Source organism: Pseudobacter ginsenosidimutans, assembly GCF_007970185.1.
GTDB classification, from domain to species: domain Bacteria; phylum Bacteroidota; class Bacteroidia; order Chitinophagales; family Chitinophagaceae; genus Pseudobacter; species Pseudobacter ginsenosidimutans.
In genome coordinates this window covers 7,268,482-7,295,165 of the sequence record NZ_CP042431.1, presented here as the reverse complement: position 1 = coordinate 7,295,165, position 26,684 = coordinate 7,268,482, and the positions used below count along the sequence as shown (strand labels likewise).

Below are 26,684 nucleotides of genomic sequence, written 5' to 3'. Positions count from 1 at the left end.
AGCGCCTATTTTCTTTCTATGAAACAATTAATCAGCCGGTTACCGGCCCTGATCCGCTGGATATTGAGTATCGGGCTTATCTATTTTGTACTGTTCACGGTGATGCGCCTGGGACTGTACCTCTTCTTCAATAAGCAGGGCTATGGCCTCGGCCAGCTCGCAGATGCCTTCTTCCTGGGCGCCCGTTACGATCTCCGGATCATCTCCCTGGTACTGCTGATCCTGCTGGTACTGGGCAGTACACCCTGGTTACATCCTTTCAAAAGCAGTTTCGGAAAGAAATGGTGGAATGTGATTTTGAGCATCGTTACCCTGATCATATTATTCTTTTTTGTGGTAGATTTTGCGCATTATGCTTACCTGGTGCAGCGCCTCAATGCCAGTGTGCTCAATTACCTGGAAGATGCCGGTATCAGCACCAGTATGGTCTGGCAGAGTTACCCGGTGATCAGGCTGGTACTTGGACTGGCTATCGGCACCTGGTTCATCGTATGGCTGATCCGCCGCTCCTGGCGCAGGATACAGGCCAGTCAGCAACCGGTGGGCAAGCGCCTGCGCATTACCAGTTTTGTGGTTTGCTTCCTGGTTTTCGGCTTCTTCCTGTTCGGCAAGCTCAGTCAGTATCCGCTTCGCTGGAGCGATGCATTTGCGCTGGGCAGTGATTACAAGGCCAATGTTTCACTCAATCCCTTCGAATCATTTTTCAATACGCTCAAATTCCGGGGCAATAAGTTCGACAAGAAAAAAGTGGAAGAACTGTTCCCGGTGATCAAACAGTATTACAATCTCGATCCCAATACTGCATCCCTGAATTTTGAAAGGGTAGTGGCTCCGCGTGCAGGCGCCATCAATACGCAACCGAATATCGTGCTGGTGATCTGCGAATCGTTCAGTGGTTACAAGAGCTCTATGTGGGGTAACCCGCTCAATACAACACCGTTCTTCGACAGCATCAGCAGGAATGGCATCTTTTTCGACCATTGCTTCACGCCCACTTATGGCACTGCCCGCGGCGTTTGGGCCACACTCACCGGTATGCCCGATGTGGAGATGCCGAAAACCGCCAGCCGCAACCCGGCAGCAGTTGACCAGCATATCATCATCAACGATTTCACCAATTACGAAAAATTCTATCTCATCGGCGGCAGCACCAGCTGGGCCAACCTGCGCGGACTGCTCACCAACAATATCAATAACCTGCAATTGCATGAGCAGGATGACTGGGACGCACCCAAGATCGACGTATGGGGCATCAGCGATAAGAATCTCTTCCTTGAATCCAACAAACTGCTGGCAAAACAGACAAAGCCTTTCTTCGCCGTGATCCAGACCGCAGATAACCATCGCCCTTACACGATCCCGGAAGAAGACCAGCATGAATTCAAAAAGATCGATGTGCCACTGGATTCGCTCCGCAAATACGGATTCGAAACATTGCCGGAAGTAAATGCATTCCGTTATACGGATTACTGTTTCCAGAAATTCATGGAGGCGGCTTCGAAAGAAAAATATTTCGACAATACCATTTTTGTTTTTATCGGAGATCACGGCATTCCCGGCAACGCAGGAGCGATGTTCCCCGATGCCTGGACAGAACAGCGTTTGACTGCAGAGCATGTGCCTTTGCTGTTCTATGCGCCCAAACTGATCCAGCCACGCCGTGTCAATAATATCTGTTCTCAAATGGATGTGCTGCCTACCATCGCGGGCCTTACCAATACCACTTATATCAACAGTTCGCTGGGAAAAGACCTGCTGGATACCACTTCAAAACATTTCGCGTTTATCTTTGACCCGGACAATAGTATGGCAGGTGTGGTGAAAGGAGATTATTTTTACCGCACACAGCTGAAAACGAAAAAAGAAGAGTTCGTGTCTGTTGTGAACAATGATAAACCTGGTAACGATTCATCTGTTGTTGCCGCAAAAGAGCAGATGCGATTGCTCAGCCAGGCGATCTATGAATCTGCAAAATATTTGTTGCTGAACAACAAGAAGAAGTTGCCGCAACAGCAGCAGCCATAAATCCGGTTTCTTTGAAAGACGATCCAATCCTGTGTACCGCCCTAAACAAACCTTATATGAGAACAGGAATAACCGGATTGATTTTACTGATATTGTTTGCAGCCTGCAATGGCCCGGACAAACCTGCCGGGGCTTTGCTTGCTGATAATAAGCCTGCACCCTGCAATTCATCCAGCAGGATCACCACCATCACGAAAGAAGATGTATATGACCTTTCCGGTTATGCGCATATTTCCCGGGTGAGCCCTTTCAATCTTTTTGATGAAGCAGCTATCTCCGATCCGAAAGAAAAATTCGGGACAGAATTTCCGAAAACATCTCCCCATCCCACCAAGGGAGTGAATTTATATTTCAAGGATGGCGGCAGCAGGATTGTGGTGGACCTCCGCGCACCACACAAAGTATCGGAGATTTATCTCTATGATCGTTCACATTTGTCAGACAGCGTTTGGATCTATACCGGCACCATGCGCAACTGGAAACTGCAAGCCGCTTTCACCACCAAGGGCAATTCCGGTTTCTGGGGCTGGCGCAATTTTAGAATTGCAGACAGTACACAGTACCTGATGTTCCGCTTCAGCAGTCCTGATGCCGTGATCACCGAAGCGGCCGTATATGGATGCCCGTTAGCAGCGCTGGAACCTTTGCCTCCCGCTGAATACACAGGCCCGCGCCTGGAACCGAAAATGATGAAGGAATTCCTCGGTGTCAATTGCTACCAGGGCACAGATATCCGCTGGATGAAACCATTCTACTATTCACGCATGTATACCAGTATCAGCCGGATCGATGTAGATACAGTCGATAACTGGCCCAATATAAAGTACTACATCACACCAAACGGCTGGTGGAACAATGGTTCCGGAGATTACGTGATGTATGCAGACAGCATCACCCGGGATGTTGGCAACAAGATCTGGTACGCTTATCTCGGCGTTCCGAAGTGGATGGAACTAAAAGGCATGTGGAACGAAGACAGGCCCGTTACCAAAATAGGTATGAACCCCGAAGATCCCATGAGCTACGAGCGCCACGCCAATCTGATGTGGACGATGGCCGCATGCTATGGCACCACCAAAGTGGATACCAACCTCATTCAATCGGTAGAACCGCATCGTTTTTCCGGTCGTAATCTCATGACCATCTACGAGAACGGCAATGAAACCGACGCTGCCTGGGGCGGCAACAAATACTGCAATCCCGTTTCCTACTTCGCGCAAAGCACAGCTGATTACGATGGCAATGAAGGAAAGATGGGAAAAACATTCGGCATCAAGAATGCCGATCCCAACAGCAACCTCATGCTCGCAGGCTTCACTTCTTTTGATGTTGACAGGCTGCGCGTATTGCAATTCCTCTGCAAAACAATGCGCAACGATAAACAGTTCCTCTGGAATGGCGGCATTCAATACCACTACTATTCCAGCAATGGAAAAGGCGATCACCCCACAGATGTTTTCACCAGCGCTACTGCAGGCATCACTCCGGAAGAAGATTCGCTTCGCCAGAAAATGGCAAAGGCCCGCAATGAGACCTATCGCCTGCAACCCAATGTGGAATGCATCCTGGGAGAATATGGTTATGATAAGAGTCGCACCAGCAAAGTATCTGCGCCACTCGTTCCCGGTTACAGCCAATCTGAAAGCCAGGGCCTCATGCTGCTCCGCGCCATCAATCTCATCGCCTTCTCAGGGTTCGACCGCTATATCATTTACTGGATCAAAGATGATACGGATGAAAACGATCCGGGACTTTTCATCACCAGCGGACTTCTTCGCCAAAAGGGAGATTTCATTTTCTTTCCATACCCCGCCTGGTATTATATCAACAGCCTGGTGCATCATTTAGGCAATTATGTTCCCGAGAAGATCGTACAGGAAAAAGGTGATGTGTGGATCTACAAATACCGTAATAAGATCGCTCCTGATTCGGCTGCTTATTTCATTTATTGTCCAACACGCAGCGGAAAAAAAGTGAACGATTATACATTGCATACCGGTGGAGTGGGAGCTTCTGTACTTTCATTCAAGGACCAGCTTGCTGAAGGTGTAATGAAGCCTGTGGCTGTGCAAAACGGAACTGTTCGCCTGGATGTAGGCGAAGCACCGAAACTGGTATTTGTAAAAGAAAAGTAGTTACAGCTTCTTCGCCACCATGATCAAACGCGGAGAATTTTGCAGATCATACTGGTTGAAATGATAATCCCCGAACACCTGCCCGATCTCTAATTGATGGCGGGCAAACATTTCTTTGAAATGCTCCAGTGTGAATTTGGCTACTTTCTCCCCAAAGATGAGTGGCTCCTGCTGTGTGGGATCATGCACTTCAATCTTCTTGTAAAAATGTGAGTCGTCGAACCAGCGCGTAATGAAATAGTTCACATTGCCAAGTTCGATCTCCTGCTGATGAACGAGCTGTGATTCTGCAAACTGTACATTCAGATAGTCCATCACCAATATACCACCGGGGCGGAGCGACTGTGCAAAACTGCTGATGGCATTATCATGTTCCCTTTCGGTGTTGAAATAACCGAAGCTGGTGAAGAAATTGAAAACATAGTCGAAATAGTTCACACGGAAGGGATCACGCATATCGTGACGGAAGAAATGAAGATTCTTCAGTTCATGACGGCTGGCGGCATCGATACTTTCCGCTGCGAGATCTGTACCGGTCACATCATAGCCTTTGCCGGCGAGTTGAAGGGAATGCCTTCCACGGCCGCAGGCTGCATCCAGCATCCGGGCATGGGCGGCAGGTTGTAAAAAATCGAGCAAACGATTGATAAACTGCGCGGCCTCCGTGTGATCGCGCTGGAAATACAATTGGTGATAATAGGGCGAATTGAACCAATCCTTGAACCAATTTGGTTTTACAGGGGTGAAGCTCAGCATAATGGCCGCAAAAATAGGGAAGCATTACCAATTAGTGGTGGCCGTTTGTGGGTAAAATACCCGAAACTGGTTATTCTTCCATCCGCCTAAACACTTACTTTTGTAGCCGTTAAACTTTGAAACGGTGGCATTGATAAAAAGTATATCAGGAATCCGCGGAACCATTGGAGGAACCCCCGGCGACAACCTAACTCCCCTCGACATTGTAAAATTCACTGCAGCCTATGGCAGTTGGATCCTCAGTAAAGAGGAATTGCCCAGGAAGATCGTGATCGGCCGTGATGGCCGTATCAGCGGCGCCATGGTGCAGCAGCTTATTGTGAATACACTGATCGGTATGGGAATCGATGTTGTGGACACCGGATTGTCTACCACACCCACAGTTGAGATGGCAGTTGTATGGGAGAATGCAGGTGGTGGAATCATTATCACTGCCAGTCATAATCCCAAAGAATGGAATGCACTGAAGCTCCTCAATAATATTGGAGAGTTCATCAGTGGCGAAGATGGAGCCATCATCCTGGAGACTGCCGCCAAAGAGGATTTCAAATTTGCGAATGTTGATAAGCTCGGTGAATATACCGTTAACGATACCACGCTGCAGAGACATATCGATACTATCGTTGATTATCCTCTGGTGGATGTAAAAGCCATCAAAGAGAAAGGGTACAAGGTAGTGGTGGATGTGATCAATTCCACAGGCGCGCTCGTGTTACCCGGATTGCTCAAAGCGCTGGGCGTAGCAGAAGTGATCCTGCTGAATGGTGAAGTAACCGGTAAGTTCGCTCACAATCCTGAACCGCTTCCGGAAAACCTGACTGAGCTGGCAAATGCTGTAAGACATCATCGTGCCGATATGGGTATTGCTGTTGATCCGGATGTTGACAGGCTCTGCTTCGTTTGTGAAGATGGCAGCATGTTCGGCGAAGAGTATACGCTGGTGGCTGTGGCTGATTATGTGCTGAGTAAAAGGCCCGGCAACACTGTGAGCAATATGAGCAGCACCAAGGCGCTGAAAGAGATCACCATCAGCAGGGGAGGAGAGTATTTCCCTTCTGCAGTAGGTGAAGTGAATGTGGTGAAGAAAATGAAAGAGAAGAATGCAGTGATCGGTGGTGAAGGTAATGGTGGTATCATTGTGCCTGACCTTCATTATGGAAGGGATGCCCTCATCGGTATCGGACTGTTCCTGAGTGCACTGGCTGCCCATAAGAATGGCATCAAATCTTTCCGTGCGAAATATCCCGATTATTTCATCTCCAAGAATAAGATCGAGCTCACCAATGGTATCGATCTCAAAGCCATCTTCGAGCATATCAAAAAGAAATACAAGAACCAGCCGATCAATACAGAAGACGGACTGAAGATCGAATTCGATTCCGATTGGGTGCACCTTCGTTCCTCCAATACGGAGCCCATCATCCGCATCTATGCCGAAAGTAACTTCGAAACCACGGCAAATAATATCGCTTTGCGCCTGATGCAGGACATAAGGGAGTCGATTTAAGCATTTTAATGTAGCTGTTACACTGTTTTATACCGGGGTTTTTCCTGTTCGTCATGTCCTTGCCCCGAATAAGCGTTGATATGATTTTTTTCCGGAAATTTGCGCCGGAAATGTCCAAATGCAGTTTGCAGGGACATTTTCAATAAATCTCTTGTCATGAATCAACGTATTTATTTCGATAATGCGGCAACCACACCCCTGGATGCCACTGTGCTGGAAGCAATGATGCCTTATCTGACCGAGAAATTCGGTAATCCGTCTTCTATTTATTCATATGGAAGGGAGAGCAGGCTCGCTATCGAGAATGCCCGTAAATCCGTGGCGAAAATCCTCAACGCGCATCCCGCAGAGATCTTCTTCACTTCAGGTGGAACAGAAAGCTCCAATACCGCTATCTGCGCCGCTGTGCGCGATCTCGGATGCAAACATATCATTACATCCCCTGTTGAGCACCATGCCACTTTGCATACAGTGGAAAACCTGTACCATCGCGGTGAAGCGGCCCTCAGCTATGTGAAGATGCTGCCGGACGGACATATCGATATGGAAGACCTGGAGCAACTGCTCGCTTCCTGCGAAGAAAAATCCGTTGTTACCCTCATGCACGCCAATAACGAGATCGGCAATATGATGGATATCCATGCTGTTGGCGAGCTCTGCAAAAAATACAATGCCATCTTCCATTCCGATACTGTTCAGACCGTTGGGCATTTCCCCTTCGATCTGCGCAATACGCCTGTACATTTTATCACAGGAGCAGGTCATAAGTTCCACGGACCCAAAGGTGTAGGCATTCTCTACATCAATGAGAACGTGAAGATCAAGCCCTTTATCCAGGGCGGTGGCCAGGAACGCAATATGCGCGCCGGTACCGAGAACCTTTATGGTGTGGTTGGCTTTGCCAAAGCGCTGGAAATGGCGACTGAGAATTATGAGAAAGACAGCGCCCATATCAGGGAACTGAAATCATACATGATGGAAGAGCTGAAAAAACACATCAAGGGTGTTAGTTTCAATGGCGATCCGCTCGGCAGAAGCCTCTACACTGTAGTGAGCGCTTCCTTCCCTAAAACGGAGAAGTCCGAGATGATCCTCTTCAACCTCGACATCAACAATATCTGCGCCAGTGGCGGCAGCGCCTGCACCAGCGGGGCCGATGCCGGTTCACACGTTATCCGCGCTATCAACAACAATCCCAACCAGGTGACCGTTCGCTTCTCTTTCAGCAAACAGAACACGAAGGAAGAGATCGATATGGTTGTATCGAAATTGAAGGAGATGATCTAACTTGTTGCTCAAACAGAGCAACCTATGACATCTACTATTTACAAATTGCTGGCAGGAGCTGCTGTTATCATCAGCCTTCTGCCAGCTTGCGTTTCCGGACCTGAGAAAGATAAAAAGACTGAAGAAGAAACTGTTGCTGCAGTAGATACCCTCACTATTCCTCCGCCACCTTCCTGGATCAAACAGTCCAATGTATACGAAGTAAACCTTCGTCAATATACCAAAGAAGGAACATTCGCCGCCTTTGCACAATCACTTCCAAGACTGAAAGCGATGGGCGTTGAGATCCTCTGGTTCATGCCTGTTACACCTATCGGCATTACTGATCGTAAAGGTACACTCGGCAGTTACTATGCAGTGGCCGATTATAAAGCAGTGAACCCGGAATTCGGCACCATTACGGATTTCAAAAAGCTGGTGAGTGATGCACATGCTCAGGGATTCAAAGTGATCATCGACTGGGTAGCCAATCATACCAGTGCAGACCATCCATGGCTTAAATCACATCCTGATTTCTACAATCGCGACAGTACCGGCAAAGCCCTCTCGGCCTTCGACTGGACGGACACACGCGATCTCAATTACGATAACAGGGAGCTCCGCGACAGTATGATCGAAAGCATGCGCTATTGGGTGCGGGAAGCAGATATCGATGGTTTCCGCTGTGATGTGGCTTCAGAAGTACCTACGGATTTCTGGAAACAATGCATCGCCAGGTTACAGAAAGATAAAAGTCTTTTCATGCTGGCCGAAGGGGAAAAAGGTAATCTGCATGAAGCCGGCTTTGCCGCTACCTATGGATGGGATCTGTTCCAGCATATGAAGAAAGTGGCAGCCGGACAAACCAACGCATTATCGCTGGATTCTGTAATGGCGAGGGAAGACAGTATGTTTTCTACCAATGATGCCCGACTCTACTTCACCAGCAACCACGATGAGAACAGTTGGAACAAGAGTGATTTCGGTACATTCCCCGGACTGAAACACGGCGCATTTGCCGTTCTCACACAAACCATGCGTGGCAGTCTTCCGCTGATCTATGGTGGTCAGGAAGAGCCTGTGCTCCGCGCACTGCCTTTCTTTAAGAAAGACAATATGAACATGAAGCAATTCAAACGTGCTGCTTTCTATAAAACATTGCTGGAGCTTCGCAAACGCAATGCTGCGCTGGCAACAGATGCGGGCTTCCGAAAGGTTTCTGTGGGCGATGATAAAGCGCTCTACGCTTACCTGCGCGAGAAAGATGGAAAGAAAGTACTGGTGATACTGAACCTCTCCGCCAAAGAACAAACGATCACAATCAAAGATGAAGCTTTGACCGGCGAACCGATGAATCTCTTCCTCGGTACAAAAGAACCTTTCAAACCCGGGCATAGCTTCAATATCGAACCCTGGGCTTATATCGTTTGTGAATATTGATCAACTAACGTTATCGTACATGCGATTTTTTATAGGAATTGATATCGGCACAACCCATACCAAAGCCATCGCCCTGCAAAGCGATGGCTTTGTTGCAGCAACATCTGTTGCGGGTTATGAACCGTTGACTAATGTTCCGGGACAACATGAACTTTATCCTGACCAGTTATTGGGTGCAGTGCTGGCAACTTTGAGAGACCTCATGAGGCGTACAAGAGAACTGCGATTGGGGCAACCTGAAGGCATCGCATTCTCCAGCGCCATGCACAGTATTATAGCGGTGGATGATGCCGGAAGGCCGCTCACCAACTGCATCACCTGGGCAGATCTGCGCAGCCTTCCTCAGGCGGAGAAAATCAGATCATCAGGTTTAGCCAATGAGATCTATCGTCGTACAGGTACGCCTGTTCATCCTATGTCGCCACTCTGCAAACTGATCTGGCTTCGCGAAGAAAGGCCCGGGATTTTCAATCAGGCTGCGAAGTTCGTCGGCATCAAGGAATATGTGATACATAAGCTGACAGGTTCATATTTTATCGATCAAAGTATTGCCTCGGCAACGGGCCTGCTCGATATTCAGACAAGGGATTGGTATGCTCCGGCATTGGAGCTGGCCGGGGTGGAGGAAAATCGGTTGTCCAACATAGTTAGTACCACGTATATCATTGAAGGCAGAAAGAATGAACTCACCAGACTCACAGGTGTTGATGCAAAAGTACCGCTGGTGATCGGCGCCAGCGATGGATGCCTCGCCAATATCGGCAGCAATGCGCTGGAGACGGGTGATTGCAATATCACTATCGGAACATCCGGCGCTGTGCGAATGCTGACCGATCAACCGGCCACAGATAAGTACTCGCGCGTATTCAATTATATCCTGGATGAAACGCATTATGTATGCGGGGGACCTCTCAATAATGGAGGCGCATTGGTGGAGTGGTATGCGGATCATTTCCTGCAAAAAGATATCCGCTTATCAGGCGTGATGGAAGCGCTGATTGCGCAGGCAGCAACTGTGCCGGCAGGAGCGGAGGGCTTGTTGTTCCTTCCTTATGTACGCGGAGAAAGAGCACCGGTCTGGGATGCAGGAGCAAGAGGCGCCTTTGTGGGACTTGATCACCGGCATACACAGGCACACGCTATCAGGGCGGTGATCGAAGGCATCAATTATGCAGTGCAGGATATTGCAAAGGCTGTGAAAGAAACAATCGGTGCACCGAAAAATATTTTCGTGAGTGGCGGATTTCTCAAATCACCTCAATGGGTGCAATGGCTGGCAGATCTGTTGGGACAACGGTTGGTGATCACCGCTGCCGCCGATGCCAGCGCCATGGGGGCTGCCATTATGGGTTGGAAAGCGGCGGGACTCTTTCCCGATCTGTCAGCAGCGCGGCAATTTTTTCAGCCGCTGCAAACCTATGAGCCTGATGCGCAAAATCATCAAACACTTCAGGCTTATTACGAAGTCTATAATGGATTATATAAACAGTTGCAATACAGCTTTGAAAAACTGGGCCGGCTCCGCGATCCTTCTTAATAATTTCCTTTAACAGTTTTTTCTGTTAAGCAATTCATAACTGGCGTGGTGATTGAAACTGGTGTGATGAACATGAGCGGATTCTTCCGCAATAAACATGTCTGTGGTTAAGTTTGAATAGGTCACTGCGCAACGTGACCATGACTGCCGGGCTTTGGCCTGGCAGTTTTTTTGAGTACATATAAAAACAGCAGAAGGGCTTGCACCCTCCTGCTGCTGTACCATTATCCTGCATCTTTTTTTTATGGTACAATGATCATCTGTTTGTGCAGGATTGCACCGTCAGTGAGCACTTGTACCACATACGATCCCTTAGACAAGGGAGCGTCTTGTAGCGGCAGGGTTGCTATCTGTCCACGGGCCATCTGACCCAGCTTTTTTACAAGCACCGCCTGCCCGGAAATATTCCTGATAACAATTTCCAGGTTAGCGGTGCTTCTGTCTGTTTGAATAAACAGTTGTTTGGTTTGGTCTATGAGTGTAGGGTAAATTTTTGTAATAGCCTGTGCTTTGGTGTTGATGCTTACAATGCTTGAATATTTTTCCGGCCCGTTCCTGTCGATGATCTTCAAACGATACCATGATGAACCAACGGGGGCATTCCGATCTGTGAACTGATATTGGCGGTTACCATTGGGAGCTGCCACTGCCGCACTGGCTTTCACCTCACCCACAGCATCGAAATTCCTTCCATTGGTGCTTCTCTCTACCACAAAACGGTCTTCGGTACTTTCCGGCGTCGTCTGCCAACTAAGCCTTGAGTCGCCGTTGCTTTGTGTGCCATCAAATTTTATAATTGATACAGGAAGCGTCACTCCATAATCGAAAGAGAGCTGGTTGTCGCCATGGTTCTCGTAAAATTCCAGCACCATGTTTCTGTTACCGGCAGTGGTTATTCGCACTACCTGCGTGGCAATGGTATAGACCTGGTCTACCCAGCGGTCGATCACCCAGGTGGCTCCACCGTCGAGGCTTAACCGAAAACCATCATCTCCGCCCACAGTAAAGAGGTAATAGCCTGCCGGAAAATATTGTGTTAGCATGAGCCTTGCACTGAAGGTTTCCGTAAGCAAATTGCAGTTATTGGTGCCTCCGGACAGGGTTGCTTCATTACCTCCGAATGTGGTATTGAACGTGGGAGATGCCGTTGTTCCGTAGGCATTGGTGGTTGATCTTCTATGCGTTTCAAAATTCTTTCCGTCATAGAAATAAGCATTCCACCTGTTGTTTGTTCCGTAGGTTGGTGCGGCTGGTGTATTGGTACAGGATGCGTTGGCGATAGTGAAAGCAAATCTGGCATCATCTGCACTCTCATAATATTCAAGAACGAATGTGTGGGTTCCAGCAGATAGCCTGTAGGTGATATCATAGCTTGTGTAATCCTGTTCATACCATTCATCTATTACCAGGTTACCGTCTATGTATAACCGAACACCGCCTTCTGTTGACACAGTAAAAGTGTAGGTGGCAGCAGTTGCCTGGGTCCTGTACATGTAGGCGCGAACACTGAAATCGTCCGAATTGAGCGCACAGTTGAATGTGGATACGCCGCCTCCGGGATTATAATTGTTGCTGTTGATATTGGTATTGAAATTGGGTGAGCCGGCAGCTCCATACCTTACGCGGCCATGATAATCGGTAAAATTGGTATTGCGATAAAAGTAGGCATACCAATAGTTCTGCGCGGTATAATAAGCAGTTTGACTTTCAGTTGGCCGGGCACATGTCTGTGCAGATGCCGGCATTACTGCATACAGCATCAATCCACTGATAAAAACCAGTAGTAGTTTACTTTTCATAACGGTTTGGCGTTTAAGGGCGCAAGGGTTTAACAAAAGGGCATAACAATCCAGTCTGGCGCATTGGGTCAGTTCAGGGCAGGAACTAACGTTTACGCACCAGCGTATTTTTAATGATTTGTTTACAAGGTTTTTTTGATCAGGTAGCGTTTACGGGAAAGGCATGACAGTACCTGTACAGTTACAACCCATGGTGGAACTGTATTTCCTGGGAACGCTGAAAGGTTATTGTGGTTACATAGTTGCCGGGTAAGTGGCAAATGTTTTTACAGGGGAGCTTTTTGCAGATAATGGCAGTTATCCAAGCCCTGGATATTTGTGTACGGTTGGAAACACGAATGTAACGCAGGAAATTTTAAGTTTAGTATTTCTGCGTGAGCAACATTTTCATTTCTTGAGATATCGCAAGAATATTAAGATCAATTCACTTTTGATTTTATCTCCTGCAATTTAAGTAATGCTTCAACCGGAGTTAATCTATTGATGTCGATACCATTGAGCATTTGACGTATATCATCAAACGTTTCGCTGTGTGCATCGAAAATGGAGAGTTGAAATTTTTCCGTGGCGATATTTTTTACACGGTCATTCGTGGCCGTTACTGTGGGACCATTTCCGTCAACATGTTTTTCTTCCAGCTGGTGCAATATTTCATTGGCGCGATTGATGAGGGAAGGGGGCATGCCAGCCATTTTCGCAACATGGATACCGAAGCTGTGCGTAGTGCCGCCTGGCGCCAGTTTGCGCAGGAAGATCACTTTATTGCCTACTTCTTTATTGGTGATATGATAATTCTTTATTCGTGGCATTTTATTTTCCAGCTCATTCAACTCATGATAGTGTGTGGCAAATAAAGTGCGTGGCCTGAAATCGGACTGATGCAGATACTCGGCAATACTCCAGGCGATGGAGATACCATCGTAGGTGGACGTGCCTCTTCCGATCTCATCCAGCAATATTAAACTTCTGGGTGTGATATTATTGATGATGCTGGCAGTTTCATTCATCTCCACCATGAAGGTTGATTCGCCTCCGCTGAGATTGTCGGATGCGCCTACCCGTGTGAAGATCTTATCGGTCAGCGGGATCTGTGCACTGTCGGCAGGAACAAAACTTCCCATATGCGCCATCAGGGTGATGAGTGCGGTTTGCCGCAGGATGGCGCTCTTACCACTCATGTTGGGGCCGGTAAGGATGATGATCTGTTTGGTTTCAGGGTCCAGATCGATATCGTTGGCGATATAAGGTTCGCCAATCGGCAGGTTCCTTTCAATAACGGGGTGACGGCTTTCCTTCATACTGAGTGAATAGCCCTCATGCATTTGCGGCTTCTTATAATTATACTGAAGGGCATTGCCGGCAAAACAGATAAGGCAATCCATTACAGCCAGTACACTGCCATTCAGTTGCATCGCTGCGAGGAAAGGTTGCAGGGCTGTAAGCAGCTCATCGTACAGGGCTGCTTCGATGCCGAGTATCTTTTCTTCAGCGCCTACTATCTTTTCTTCATATTCTTTCAGTTCGGGCGTGATATATCTTTCTGCACTGGTCAGCGTTTGTTTGCGGATCCAGTCGGCAGGCACTTTGTCTTTATGCGTATGCGTTACCTCCAGGAAATAACCGAATACATTATTGAAACCGATCTTGAGTGAGCTGATGCCGGTTTTATCCGCTTCTTTCTGTTGCAGCGCATTGAGGTAATCCTTTCCGCCATTGGCGATCTGGCGCAGCTGGTCCAGTTCTGGATGAATGCCTTCGCTGATCACGCCGCCCTTGGCGGCTACAGCGGGAGGGGTATCGCAGATGGTGCGGTGGATGCGTTCGCGGATGTCTGCACAGGCATCAAGTGTATTACTGAGCTTCACGAGGTAGGCATTCTCACTGTTTGCAGTAAGCGCTTTCAGCTCTTCGATATGTTGCAGGCCTCTGGCCAGTTGCAATACTTCGCGGGGACCGATCTTTTTGGTGGGGATCTTACTTACCAGTCTTTCCACATCACCTGTTTGTTTGATATGGTGTGTGATCTTATTGCGCAGCTCCACTTCGCGGATAAAGTATTCCACCAGGTTGAGTCGTTCATTGATGCGGTTGATATCTTTCAGTGGCAGGAGTATCCATCTTTTCAGCAGGCGCGCGCCCATGGGGCTGACGGTATTGTCCAGCACCTTGTGCAGGCTGTTGCCCAGTTCAGGACCGCCGGTGAGTTCCAGGTTGCGGATGGTAAAGCGGTCCATCCAGAGATAATCCTCCCTGTCTATCCGCTGCACGCCTGTGATATGCTGAAGATTCGGATGTTCCGTGTCTTTGAGATAATGCAATACAGCGCCGGCAGCGATCAGACCTTCGCGCATCCCATCCACGCCGAATCCTTTCAGTGAATGCGTCTGGAAATGTTTGAGCAGGCTTTCAGTGGCATAGGCTTCATCGAAGATCCAGCTCTCCATGGTATAGGTATAGAAGCGGTTGCCGAACTGCTCCTTGAACATTTTCTGGTAGCTGCGCTGAAAGATCACTTCCGCGGGCCTGAGGGTTTGCAGTAGTTTGTCGATATATTCCTGGTTGCCTTCGGCCACAAAGAATTCTCCGGTGGAGATATCGAGGAAGGCGATGCCACTCTGGTCTTCGGAATAGTGGATGCCGGCCAGGAAATTATTGCTGTTATGCTCCAGCATTTTGTCGTTGGTGGCGATACCGGGGGTAACCAGTTCCGTTACGCCGCGTTTCACGATGCCTTTGGCCAGTTTGGGATCTTCGAGCTGATCGCAGATGGCAACGCGATGTCCGGCCTTCACGAGTTTATGCAGGTAGGTATCCAGTGAATGATGCGGGAAGCCCGCCAGTTCTGAAGAACCGGCATCGCCATTATTCCTTTTGGTGAGCGTGATGCCGAGCACCTGTGCGGCCACGATGGCATCGCCGCCAAATGTTTCGTAGAAATCGCCTACACGGAACAGCAATACAGCATCAGGATATTTTTGTTTGATTGCCTTATGCTGTTGCATCATCGGGGAAACGGTACCTGCTTTAGCCATAGCGGCAAAAATAAGGGCTTTGACGCCCTCCAAAAAATCCGCGGCAGGGGTGTGGAGAAAACGTGGATTGTTTCTGGTAACCAATATCTTTGCGTATGCGTAAACTGGAAATGGATGAGCTCAACCGCCTCTCTGTGGATGAATTCAAACAGAGTGATAAAGTACCTGTAGTGGTGGTGCTTGATAATATCCGCAGTATGCACAATGTGGGCAGTGTGTTCCGTACCTGCGATGCTTTTCTGTTGCAGGCCGTGTATCTTTGTGGTTATACGCCGCAGCCCCCGCACCGCGATATCCATAAAACGGCGCTGGGAGCTACTGAAACCGTTGCCTGGAAATATTTCCCATCAACCCTGGAAGCTGTGGAGCAACTGAAGCAGGAAGGTTACGGTATCTGGGCTATCGAGCAGGTGGAGAACAGTGTGCCGCTGCATCGCTTCAAATGCAATCATCAGGCGCCGCTGGCTGTTGTATTCGGAAATGAGGTAACAGGAGTGGATGCCAGTGTGGTGAAGGCCTGCGATGGCAGTATCGAGATCCCGCAGCTGGGCATGAAACATTCACTCAATATTTCGGTGGCCGCAGGAATTGTACTCTGGGAACTGGTGCGTGACCGCGAAAAACTATTTTAGAAAGATGACAACCGTAAATAAGTATCTCTCGCTCGTAAAATTCTCGCATACGATATTTGCGATGCCCTTTGCTATGATCGGCCTGGTGCTGGGATTTGATTCCCGAAAATATTATCATATGGCTGAGCCTGCTCCCGTGTGGAAACTGTTCATCCTGGTTGTACTCTGCATGGTGTTTGCCCGCAGCGCGGCCATGGCCTTCAACCGCTGGCTGGATGCAAAATTCGATAAGCTCAATCCCAGAACAGCTATCCGTGAGATACCGGCGGGAATACTGAAAGCAGACAGTGTGCTTTGGTTCACCATTGTATGCAGCGTCCTGTTCATTATTTGCACCAAATTCATCAATCAGATCTGTTTCAATCTTTCTCCCATTGCACTTCTGGTGGTGCTGGGCTATAGTTATACCAAACGATTCACTCCGCTTTGTCATTTGATCCTCGGGCTCGGCCTCAGCCTGGCGCCCATCGGAGCTTACCTGGCAGTAACAGGTGAGTTCGCCCTGCTGCCCATCTTCTTCTCTGTGGCAGTGGTTTGCTGGGTAAGTGGTTTCGATATCATCTATGCTTTGCAGGATGAAGCATTCGACAAGGCCAATAAATTACATTCCATTCCTGCTGCGCTCGGTGGGGCCAAAGCGCTCCGCGTTTCGGAGCTGCTGCACCTGGTGAGCACTGCCTGCGTGGTGGCCGCCGGAGTGTATGGACATTTCCATTGGCTCTACTGGATCGGTGTGGTTGTATTTGCAGGCATGCTGCTGTATCAGCATTCCGTTGTAAAACCAAACGACCTTCGAAGGGTGAACCTGGCTTTCATGACGGCCAATGGCATTGCCAGTGTGGTGTTTGCGGTTTTCGTGATCGCTGATCTGATTGTTAATCCAACATTACACGGTCACTGATATGCCTAGGATCATCGCAATAGATTATGGTGGAAAGCGTACAGGCCTTGCCGTTACTGATCCGCTGCAGATCGTGGCAACAGGACTTACCACTATCGATACACCTCAGTTATTCAAATATCTCAAGGAGTATTTCAGTAAGGAACCTGTGGAGCTGATCCTCATAGGAATGCCCACCAACTGGGATGATTCCGATACACATGCCACTCCGCTGGTGCGGAAAGCCATCGAGCGGCTGCACAAAGAATTCCCGCAGATCCCCGTCAAGACCGTTGATGAACGCTACACCAGCAAAATGGCCAAACAGGCCATGCTGCAGATGGGCATGAAAAAGAAGGAAAGGCAGAACAAAGCCCTGGTGGATGAGATCGCCGCTACCATCATGTTGCAGGAATACATGCAACAAAATAGCTGATTTTCAAATTTATACAAGCTGTGTACAGTCACTCGCCTCCTGGCGGGTTACTTTTATTTAGTTCCTCCGGCGACGCGGCGTTCGCCAGCGGCCAACAAACACGGATCACTCGCCGGGAGGCGATCCACTCCGGCCCTCAGCCCCTTGCTGTTACTGTTTTTTGGATTAAATTTGCCGAATTCACTAATAATCAAGTAATCAAGCAAGTAATAAAATGATTCTTCCAATTGTTGCTTATGGCGCGCCCATTCTCAGGACTGTTGCAAAAGATATCAACCCTGATTACCCGGGCCTGGCGAAGCTGATAGAGGATATGTGGGAAACGATGTACGCATCCAATGGAGTAGGGCTGGCCGCTCCGCAGATCAACCGCGATATCCGTTTGTTTGTTGTTGACAGTGCACAGATCTTCGAGAACATGGATTCAGATGATGACGACAGGAAACATCCCGATGCACCCGGCATTAAGCAGGTGTTCATCAACGCACATATCAAATCCCTCGATGGAGAAGAATGGGCTTATAACGAAGGCTGCCTCAGCATCCCCAAGATCCGTGAAGATGTGTATCGTGCAGCTGAAGTAACACTGGAATATACAGACGAAAATTTCGTTCCTCAAACAAAGACCTTCAATGGTATCACCGCCCGCGTGATCCTGCACGAATATGATCATATCGAAGGAAAGCTCTTCATCGATTATCTGAAGCCACTGAAGAAGCGTATGTTGAAAGGCAAGCTCGACGATATTTCCAAAGGGAAAGTACGAGTTGATTATAAAATGACATTCCCCAGGTAACGGCGTTCAGGCATGAAGTTACCGGCGATAATATCCTTACTCTGTATCAGTTCTGTGGCCTTTGCACAGAAGGATACTGCTGTTGGAAAAAGAGATACCCTGCCCGTGGTGATCGGAAAAAAAGCCGTCACACTCAAGGAAGTGGTAGTGCGCAGCAATCTCAATGTACCTGCATTCATCGATCGTATCAAAGAAGACACCAGTTTCTACAAGGCTTTCCGCAATCTGAAAGTACTGGGCTATTCTGCGCTTAATGATATCCGTATGCAGGACAAGTCTGGTAACGTAAAAGCCACACTGAACAGTAAAACAAAACAGGAAACCCGTAATGGCTGCCGCTGGATGATCACCGAGAGTGAGCAATCCACTGGTGATATGTTCGATAAGAAACACAATTTCAATTACTACACAGCTGAAATGTATGCGGGTCTTTTCTTTGCGAAAGACACTATCTGTGGCGAGAGCAATATCGTGAAAGGCACCAGTTTTACCATGGAAGGCAAGTCGGGCATCGAGAAGCACAAGGAGCAATTGAAGATGCTGTTCTTCAATCCCGGCAAGAAAATACCCGGCATTCCCTTCATCGGGAATAAGATCGCTATTTTTGAAGAAGGCGCTGCAGAGCGATATGATTTTTCCATCGATATGGACCAGTTCAAAGGCGAAATGTGTTATATCTTCAAAGTAACGCCCCGCGAGGATCTTACAAGATCAGAGAAAGACAATATCGTGATCAATGAAATGACCACCTGGTTCAATATCGAAACCTGGGATATCGTGGCCCGCAATTATGATCTAAGCTATGGTGCGGGCGTTTATTCCTTCGATGTACATATGGAAGTGGAGATGACGAAATTCGAAGACCTGGTGGTTCCCAAAGTGCTTCGCTACAACGGCTCCTGGAATGTGATCTTCAAGAAGCGCGAACAGGGCGTATTTACCGCCACCCTGTTCGATTTCAACAGGCGCTAGATAATATTTTTCACTTTTACATAATTCCTCCATTTGTCGATAAGCTGTTGCATATCGGAGGGGATCTCGCTTTCGAACTGGATATGCTGGCGCGTGCGCGGGTGTACGAAGCCGATAGTTTTTGCATGCAGTGCATGACGCGGGCAAATAGCGAAGCAGTTATCTACAAACTGTTTGTATTTGCTGAATACGGTTCCTTTTACGATGCGGTCGCCGCCGTATAATTCATCGCTGAAGAGGGGATGGCCGATATGTTTCATGTGCACACGGATCTGGTGGGTGCGGCCTGTCTCCAGTTCGCATTGCACCATAGTTACGTAGCCCATGCGTTCGAGCACTTTGTAATGGGTGATGGCTTCCTTGCCGTATTCACCGTCAGGGTAGGCATCAAAGATCTTGCGGAAACGCTGGTGACGTCCGATATGGGCATTCACCGTGCCGCTGTCTTCCGCTACATCGCCCCAGACCAGCGCTACGTATTGGCGGTGGATGCTGTGGTCGAAGAATTGTTTGGCGAGACTGCTGGCGGCCTTGCCTGTTTTGGCCAGCACCATGAGGCCTGAAGTATTCTTATCGATCCGGTGAACCAGTCCGAAGCGGGGCAGTTCATCGGTATTGAGGTCTTTATTCTGTTGCAGAAGATGGTATGCCACCCCGTTGATGAGGGTGCCATTGGGGTTGCCGCTGGCGGGGTGTACAACCAGACCTACAGGTTTGTTGATAATAAGGATATCATCATCTTCATATTCGATCCTGAGCGGCATTTGTTCCGGCACTATGTCTTCTCCCTGTACTTCCTTATCGGAATACACTACAATTTCTTCACCTGGTTTGATCTTGTGGTTGCTCTGCACCTGTTTACCGTTGATGAGTACACGACCGCTTTCGATGGCCTGCTGCACTTTGTTGCGGGAGGCGTTCTCGATACGGGCCACGAGGAACTTGTCGAGGCGCATGGGCTCCTGTCCACGGTCAATCACCAGGCTCATGCGCTCGTACAGCTCTTCTGAGCCATCCTGGCTTTCTTCCATTTCGTTCAGTGCGTCTTCGTTGAGTTGAGTAGTCATAACGGGAAATAGGCAAATTTCCGCAAAGGTACACCCATGCTGCTCATATACAAAATCTGGTTAATTACATACAATTTCCAATTGTCCGCATTTTTGTCCGGGGATCAAAGCAATAAATTGTTGGATTATTGGTTATCAGGATTATTTTTACGGAATACGTATCTCAATACCTGACAAACCCAAACTGAATGTTCCGAACGCTACACCCTCTACTTGTATTGACAGCTATTTTGTTTTTTATCCCCTCCCTGAAAGCCCAGGTGGATGTTTCTGCCACCGGCGGAACAACCGCTGCTGCTTATGCTACCCTGAAAGCGGCATTCGATGAAGTGAATGCCGGTACGCACCAGGGGGCTATTGTAATCACCATTGGAGGCAATACCACTGAAACTGCTACTGCCACGCTGAATGCAAGCGGATCGGGTGGCGCCAGTTATAGCAATGTGTTTATTGGTCCCGGCATTGGTGTGAACGCAGTGGTCTCCGGTAATATCAACAGCGGTCCAGTGATTAAATTGAATGGGTCTAATAACGTAACCATCAATGGTTCCAATAATTTCAGCACTACCAGGAACCTGACCATTACCAACACGAGTACCGTTTCTGCCAATGTGCTGCAGATCGGATCAGCCGGCACTACGCCCATTCACGATGTAATTGTTAAGAATACGATAGTTGTCAACGGTAGTAATAACAGCACAGCTATATTGGTTGGAGATGCCGCTGTAGTAGGAAGTCCGGGCTATTTCAATTATATCACATTTCAGAACAACAGTATCAGGAAAGCTTATATCGGGATTTACGTGTATGCAGTGGTGGCTGCCGCCAATGGTAATGTGTTGGTAGACGGGAATTATATGAATTCCGGCGGAGCTGATGCTATCCGTCTGGTAGGAGTATACGGGCAAGGCGTGAACGGATTTGTGATCCGGAACAATTATATCGGCAATTTCGAAAGCACCAGCGCTGAATTCGACAGGGCCATCTGGCTGGCCACTGCTACCACCAATGCCACCATCACCAACAATACAATAACAGGATTGAGCTATAGCGGTACCAGTTCTTATGCTCCTATCGGTATCAATATTTCTCCCGGGGTGACTAATAGCAATATCGATATAACCGGCAATACGATCAGCAATCTTTCCAGCAGCGGAACATATTTGCCAACAGGCATTTTCCTGTACAGCGCCATGTCCAGTGCTATCATCAACAATAATAAGATCAGTAACCTGAAAAATACGAACACTGCCGGATATGGCGCAGCGGGCATTCTGTTACAGACCAGTACTAATGCGGCAGACGTAAGAGTGCAAAACAATTTTGTTTGGGATATTGCCGGTTATGGCTCCAATGGATATGATGCAAATGATAACGGCAATGGGATAGTGATCGATGGTGGCGGTGGGTATAATATCAATTTCAATACCGTTGTATTGAATACGAATCAGACTCTTGCCGGCGGTCACCGGGCATCCTGTCTGTTGGTCACCCAAAATGTAACAGCAGCGGGAGCTTTGGGCCTGCGCAATAATATTTTTGCCAACCTGCAAACGGTGGGCAATGCCAACAGCAGGCTGGCCATTTCCAACCTGTCAACTGCCGGTTCAGGCGTTTTCAGCGCCATCGATCGCAACGTATACTTCAGCACCAGCACCAACCTGAGCAGTACCGGCACCAATGCCAGTATTACCAATACACTGGCGCAATTGCAAACTTCACTGGGAGGCAATGCGAATTCATTGAACATTCAACCTGTATTTGTTGGTGCGAATGATCTGCACCTGAACAGGGATCTGAATACAGCCATCGATGGGAAGGCTACACCAATAGGAGGTATCGGTACAGATATCGACGGAGAGGCCAGGAATGCCGCCACGCCTGATCCCGGCGCGGATGAGTTCATTCCTTGTCCTGTAATTACCGTCAATACTCAACCGCAACCTGTTAATATTTGCGCCACTGACAATACCAGTTTTGGTATAACGGCAACCAATGCACTAACTTATCAATGGCAGGCAGATGATGGCAGCGGTTTTGTTGATATCGCCAATTCCGCTTTGTATGCCGGCGCTACCACCAATTCGCTGACGCTCACCAATGTTCCGGTTGCCAACAATGGATTTGTTTATCGATGCGTTGTAACAGCAGGGACCGGTTGTAATCCGGTGAATTCCGACCCCGCGGTTCTTACAGTTGGAACGCCGGTTGCCATCAGCGCTGATCCTGCGGATGCCACCATCTCACATCTCGATAACGCAAGTTTCACTGTTACCAATACAGGTTCCGGGCCTTTCACGTATCAATGGCAGGTGGATGATGGCGGGGGCTTTGCTGACCTCGCCAATACCGGTGTGTACAGCACGGTGAATACTGCCACGCTTACTATTACGGGCGCCACTGTTGCCATGAATGGTTACCAATACCGTTGCCGGGTAACCGCCTGCGGATCGGTAACCAGCAACGCCGCTACGCTTACGGTGAACCAGCTTGCGCAAACATTGAATTTTGCAACGCAGACCAATGGAGGAACAGTTACTGTTACCTATGGCGATCCGGTGATCAACGGAGCAGCCAGTGCTTCATCAGGATTGGCGGCCACTTATACCTCCGGTAATGCTGCCGTAGTGGATGTGAATGCAACCGGGCAGGTCACTATCATTGGTGCAGGCTCCACTACCATCACGGTATCACAGGCCGGGGATGCAGTATATCTTCCCGCCACCAATATCAGTTTTACAGTTACGGTGCAACCGAAGGAAATAACAGTTAATGCCGGATCACTCACAAAGATCTATGGCGATAGCGATCCTTCATTCACCTATACAGTCAATACACCGCTGCTTGGTGGTGATGTATTTACAGGTGCACTTGACCGTGATCCCGGTGAAAACACGGGTATGTACCAGATACTGCAGAATACGCTCACGGCAGGACCGAATTACAATATCACATTCAACAGCAATATCCTCACCATCACGCCCAAAGATCTTACTGTTACCGCTGATGATAAGACCCGGCAATACGGTGTGGCCAACCCTCCGCTTACTTTGACTTACTCCGGTTTTGCCTTCACCGATGATCCATCTGTGCTTACAACAGCTCCGGTTGCCAGTACATTTGCAGTGCCCACCAGCTGGCCCGGCGATTACCCGATAACCATTGCCGGAGGAACTTCAGCTAATTACACTTTTACATTTGTACCGGGTAAACTCACGGTGGAAGCCATTTTGCTGAACATCCACGAACAACCATCCGGTAGCATGATCTGCGCAGATGCAAGGGCCACTTTCAATACTGCTGTAACGGTTACACCTTCCATTGCACCTGTGACCTATCAATGGCAGTACAGTGCGGATGGAAGTACCGGCTGGTCGGATCTTTCACAGGCCAGTACCGCCAGTTTTCAAACGAAGGCCAATACACCTTCAGGGTTTTATCGTTGTAAGTTCACTGTGCCGGGTACTGATTTCTATTCACAGCCTGCGGAGTTGACGATGTTCCCGCTGCCGGGGATCAGGGCAGCGAAGTCGAACGATATCGATTGTGCATTCAACAGCGCCAGGTTGGGCGCAAGTGGTGGTGTGAGCTACCAGTGGACGCCCGCCGGAGGCCTCGATAATGCCAATAGTCCCAATCCCATTGCCACGCCAGACAGGACCACTACTTACCTGGTGACCGGCACCGATGGAAATGGATGTAAGGGCTCCGACAGAATTACTGTAACTTATACTCCATCTGAATACAATGTGCCCAATGCTTTCACCCCGAACAATGATGGTAAGAACGATTGCTTCGGTGTACGGCACTGGCAGAAGGTGACGGATTTCAGTCTCAGTATTTACAACCGTTATGGTGCAAGGATCTTCCACACTACCGATGTGAGCAAATGCTGGGATGGTACAATCAACGGTGTGCCGCAGGCTACCGGCAGCTTTGTGTACTACATCAAATGCATGGCCCCTTGTGGACTGATCGAAAGAAAAGGCAGCTTTTTGCTGATGCGATAAATTGTAAAAATGGGAAAGCGGTTACTTATTGGCGTTATATCCTTCTTGTTCTGTTTCCAGCCATCAGCCCAGGTGAGACCTGGTGCTGTGATGAGCTGGACCACCATCGAAGCGGAGGATATGCACACTAATGGTATCCTGCTTCAGCAAAGCACAGACCCGCATTTGGTGGAAACAGAATCCTCAGGAAGAATGGCAGTACGGCTTGAAACGAAAGCACATTTTATTGAAACCATTGCACCCGTTTTTTCCAATACATTAGTGATCCGGTATAGTCTGCCCGATAATGCAATCGGAAAAGGCCTGAGTTCTTCGCTGGATATTTTAGTGAATGGAAAAACTGTAAAAAATTGCGGCATCTCATCTTACAATAACTGGCTGTATGGTCATTATCCATTTTCGAATGTTCCTGACACCGGCAAGCCCAGGCATTTCTATGATGAGGTCCGCATCAAAGATATTAATATCAGCAAAGGAGATATTGTTCAGATCAGGCGCGGCAATGAACAGGATGATAAAGCTGCGTATTGTATCATCGATCTCATCGATTTCGAAGAAGCCCCTCCGGTATTGGAGGCTCCGGAAAATATAATTTGGGTAACCGATCCTGTATTCAAAAAATATCTCCAACAGGATGACTATACACTTGTATTCAGGAAATGTATAGAACAAGCGGCAACAACGAAACAAACAATCTGGATACCACCCGGTGAATACAAGATCTCCGGTGATCTTATTTTTCCCTCCAACATAAAAATGCAGGGTGCGGGTATCTGGCATACGATCCTCAAGGGAGACAAGAACCTTTATGCACAGGCCAGCAGGAGAGTGCGGCTGAAAGGAAAAGGCAGTAATATCCATCTGTCGGATTTCAGTATCGATGGCGCACTGAATTACAGAAGCGATAAAGAGGACAATGATGGTATCGTAGGATCATTCGGCGAAAATTCATCCATCAGCAATATCTGGATCGAACATACGAAAGTGGGGATTTGGGTGGAAAACTCAACAGCACTGAAAGTTTCCGGTTGCCGGTTTCGCAACACTATTGCCGATGGGATCAACTTTTGTGTAGGCATGGCGAATTCGATCATGGAAAACTGTACAACGCGTGGCACGGGCGATGATGGCTTTGCCATCTGGCCTGCTTCGTTTGGTAAACAACAATATAAACCCGGTAATAATCTCATTATACATTGCACGGCACAATTGCCTTTTCTGGCCAATGGTGCGGCAGTATATGGTGGAGAAAGCAATAGCATCCGTCATTGCCTGTTCACGGATATAACGCAGGGGGCGGGGATCTTGATCAGTACTACATTTCCAACAGAAAATCAAAGCAGGGGCATAAACAATAATTTTTCCGGAACAACAATGCTGGACTCCTGTGTAATTGAGAGCAGCGGAGGGTTTGATCATGAGTGGGATTGGCGGGGTGCTATCGAGATTTGTACGGATAAAAGAACCATTGCCGGTTTGGTGATCAAAAACATCGTCATCAAAGAAAGCCTTTCAAATGCCATCCGCATCATCTCAAAAAATACAAACGATAAAAAAGGAATACTGAAAGAGGCAGAACTGATCAATATCAGCACAGAAGGAAAAAAAGAGAAAAATGGACTGCTGGTTGTGCCAGGAGCCAGCGGATCTCTCAGACTGATAAAGGCTGGTCTGCCGGTATCGGTGCCTGAGGAGGGCAACTTCAGTATCCTTCATTAAGGTCTCCGATGCGTTAACTCTTTGCAAATTTCCTCAGGCTGACATACCTTACATGTAATAGAATTCACAAATCATGAAAGTACCGTTATTGATGATCTGCTTACTGGGATCGATCCCTGCTCTCTTTGCACAGAAAGAGGAACTTGATTATGCTGTTTCTAACCAGGGAGATACAGTTTGGGGTAGGCATAGATCCAATCTTTTAAGAAGTCATATCCTGGAAACAGACAGCGGCAAAGTGACCCTGAAAGCCACCGATTACAAGTTTGTATTCGTTCGTGAAGATTCAGCTTTTTTCAGATCGATGCGTATTCGCGGAGTGGCGAATGACCAATGGTGTGAGCGGATCGAAAATGGACGGATCCAGTTATTTTCCTACCTCATGAGTCATGGTCAGAATATGACCACGCGCCAGATCTATGCCGTGAAGGGCAGAACTGTTGTGCAGGTATTTACGGAAGGACTTGGCGCCAATAAAGAACAAAAAAAGGAAGAACTGAAAGGGCTTATTGACGATAACCCGGAAGTACTCAGCGAACTGGAAAAGACCAAAGGGCTCAAGTATAAAACCGTACTTGCCCTGGTGAAAAAATATAATGCCGCGTCAATCAATTGATCCTCATAAATATGCAGGGCAGTTGTCTCCTGTTCCCCAAAGCCTGCAAAGCAGTATCT

General features: G+C 48.2%; 18 protein-coding genes. 14 read left to right on the top strand and 4 right to left on the bottom strand.

Annotated features, from left to right (window positions below; translation table 11 throughout):
• Positions 1 to 18: 18 nt before the first annotated feature.
• A complete protein-coding gene (locus tag FSB84_RS28485; RefSeq protein ID WP_130543860.1) occupies positions 19 to 2,025 on the top strand; it encodes an LTA synthase family protein in 2,007 nt (668 codons plus the stop codon).
• A 56-nt stretch (positions 2,026 to 2,081) separates the two neighbouring features.
• On the top strand, positions 2,082 to 4,160 hold the full coding sequence (locus FSB84_RS28480; protein ID WP_130543859.1) for a hypothetical protein: 2,079 nt from the start codon (positions 2,082 to 2,084) through the stop codon (positions 4,158 to 4,160).
• On the opposite strand, the gene FSB84_RS28475 is transcribed toward FSB84_RS28480, so the two are convergent.
• Positions 4,161 to 4,916, bottom strand: a complete 756-nt coding sequence (locus tag FSB84_RS28475) for a class I SAM-dependent methyltransferase (protein WP_130543858.1) — start codon at positions 4,914 to 4,916, stop codon at positions 4,161 to 4,163.
• 124 nt (positions 4,917 to 5,040) lie between these two features.
• Between FSB84_RS28475 and glmM the strand changes: the two genes are divergently transcribed.
• The 4 genes from glmM (at position 5,041) to FSB84_RS28455 (ending at position 10,666) form a co-directional block, all read left to right on the top strand.
• Entirely contained in the window at positions 5,041 to 6,423 is a 1,383-nt protein-coding gene (glmM, locus tag FSB84_RS28470) for a phosphoglucosamine mutase (RefSeq protein ID WP_130543857.1), read from the top strand.
• 156 nt (positions 6,424 to 6,579) lie between these two features.
• Positions 6,580 to 7,710: a cysteine desulfurase family protein gene (locus FSB84_RS28465; protein ID WP_130543856.1), complete on the top strand. Its 1,131-nt coding sequence runs from the start codon at positions 6,580 to 6,582 to the stop codon at positions 7,708 to 7,710.
• A gap of 24 nt (positions 7,711 to 7,734) precedes the next feature.
• Positions 7,735 to 9,129 (top strand): alpha-amylase family glycosyl hydrolase, encoded by a 1,395-nt coding sequence (locus FSB84_RS28460; protein ID WP_130543855.1) that lies wholly within the window; start codon positions 7,735 to 7,737, stop codon positions 9,127 to 9,129.
• A 19-nt stretch (positions 9,130 to 9,148) separates the two neighbouring features.
• Entirely contained in the window at positions 9,149 to 10,666 is a 1,518-nt protein-coding gene (locus FSB84_RS28455) for a gluconokinase (RefSeq protein ID WP_130543854.1), read from the top strand.
• A 242-nt stretch (positions 10,667 to 10,908) separates the two neighbouring features.
• On the opposite strand, the gene FSB84_RS28450 is transcribed toward FSB84_RS28455, so the two are convergent.
• Both FSB84_RS28450 and mutS read right to left on the bottom strand, forming a co-directional pair.
• Positions 10,909 to 12,465, bottom strand: coding sequence for a PA14 domain-containing protein (locus FSB84_RS28450; protein ID WP_130543853.1), 1,557 nt, complete (start codon positions 12,463 to 12,465; stop codon positions 10,909 to 10,911).
• A 419-nt stretch (positions 12,466 to 12,884) separates the two neighbouring features.
• Positions 12,885 to 15,497, bottom strand: coding sequence for a DNA mismatch repair protein MutS (mutS, locus tag FSB84_RS28445; RefSeq protein WP_130543852.1), 2,613 nt, complete (start codon positions 15,495 to 15,497; stop codon positions 12,885 to 12,887).
• Positions 15,498 to 15,592: 95 nt separating this feature from the next.
• Between mutS and FSB84_RS28440 the strand changes: the two genes are divergently transcribed.
• The 5 genes from FSB84_RS28440 (at position 15,593) to FSB84_RS28420 (ending at position 19,213) form a co-directional block, all read left to right on the top strand.
• On the top strand, positions 15,593 to 16,129 hold the full coding sequence (locus FSB84_RS28440) for an RNA methyltransferase (RefSeq protein WP_130543851.1): 537 nt from the start codon (positions 15,593 to 15,595) through the stop codon (positions 16,127 to 16,129).
• Positions 16,130 to 16,133: 4 nt separating this feature from the next.
• Positions 16,134 to 17,030, top strand: coding sequence for a 4-hydroxybenzoate octaprenyltransferase (locus tag FSB84_RS28435; protein ID WP_130543850.1), 897 nt, complete (start codon positions 16,134 to 16,136; stop codon positions 17,028 to 17,030).
• 1 nt (position 17,031) lies between these two features.
• Complete coding sequence (ruvX, locus tag FSB84_RS28430; protein WP_130543849.1) at positions 17,032 to 17,445, top strand: Holliday junction resolvase RuvX; 414 nt, start codon at positions 17,032 to 17,034, stop codon at positions 17,443 to 17,445.
• Between the two features lie 214 nt (positions 17,446 to 17,659).
• Entirely contained in the window at positions 17,660 to 18,241 is a 582-nt protein-coding gene (gene def, locus FSB84_RS28425) for a peptide deformylase (protein WP_130543848.1), read from the top strand.
• A 12-nt stretch (positions 18,242 to 18,253) separates the two neighbouring features.
• Positions 18,254 to 19,213 (top strand): hypothetical protein, encoded by a 960-nt coding sequence (locus FSB84_RS28420; protein WP_130543847.1) that lies wholly within the window; start codon positions 18,254 to 18,256, stop codon positions 19,211 to 19,213.
• Here the strand turns inward: FSB84_RS28420 and FSB84_RS28415 are convergent.
• Entirely contained in the window at positions 19,210 to 20,280 is a 1,071-nt protein-coding gene (locus FSB84_RS28415) for an RluA family pseudouridine synthase (protein WP_130543846.1), read from the bottom strand. The two genes, FSB84_RS28420 and FSB84_RS28415, sit on opposite strands and share 4 nt — an antisense overlap.
• A gap of 188 nt (positions 20,281 to 20,468) precedes the next feature.
• Between FSB84_RS28415 and FSB84_RS28410 the strand changes: the two genes are divergently transcribed.
• The 3 genes from FSB84_RS28410 to FSB84_RS28400 all read left to right on the top strand — a co-directional run bounded on the left by FSB84_RS28410 (position 20,469) and on the right by FSB84_RS28400 (position 26,625).
• A complete protein-coding gene (locus FSB84_RS28410; RefSeq protein ID WP_130543845.1) occupies positions 20,469 to 24,290 on the top strand; it encodes an MBG domain-containing protein in 3,822 nt (1,273 codons plus the stop codon).
• Positions 24,291 to 24,299: 9 nt separating this feature from the next.
• Positions 24,300 to 26,009, top strand: coding sequence for a glycosyl hydrolase family 28-related protein (locus FSB84_RS28405; RefSeq protein WP_130543844.1), 1,710 nt, complete (start codon positions 24,300 to 24,302; stop codon positions 26,007 to 26,009).
• A gap of 73 nt (positions 26,010 to 26,082) precedes the next feature.
• Positions 26,083 to 26,625 carry a hypothetical protein gene (locus tag FSB84_RS28400; protein WP_130543843.1) on the top strand — a complete coding sequence of 181 codons (543 nt, stop codon included), beginning with the start codon at positions 26,083 to 26,085 and terminating at the stop codon, positions 26,623 to 26,625.
• Positions 26,626 to 26,684: the final 59 nt, after the last annotated feature.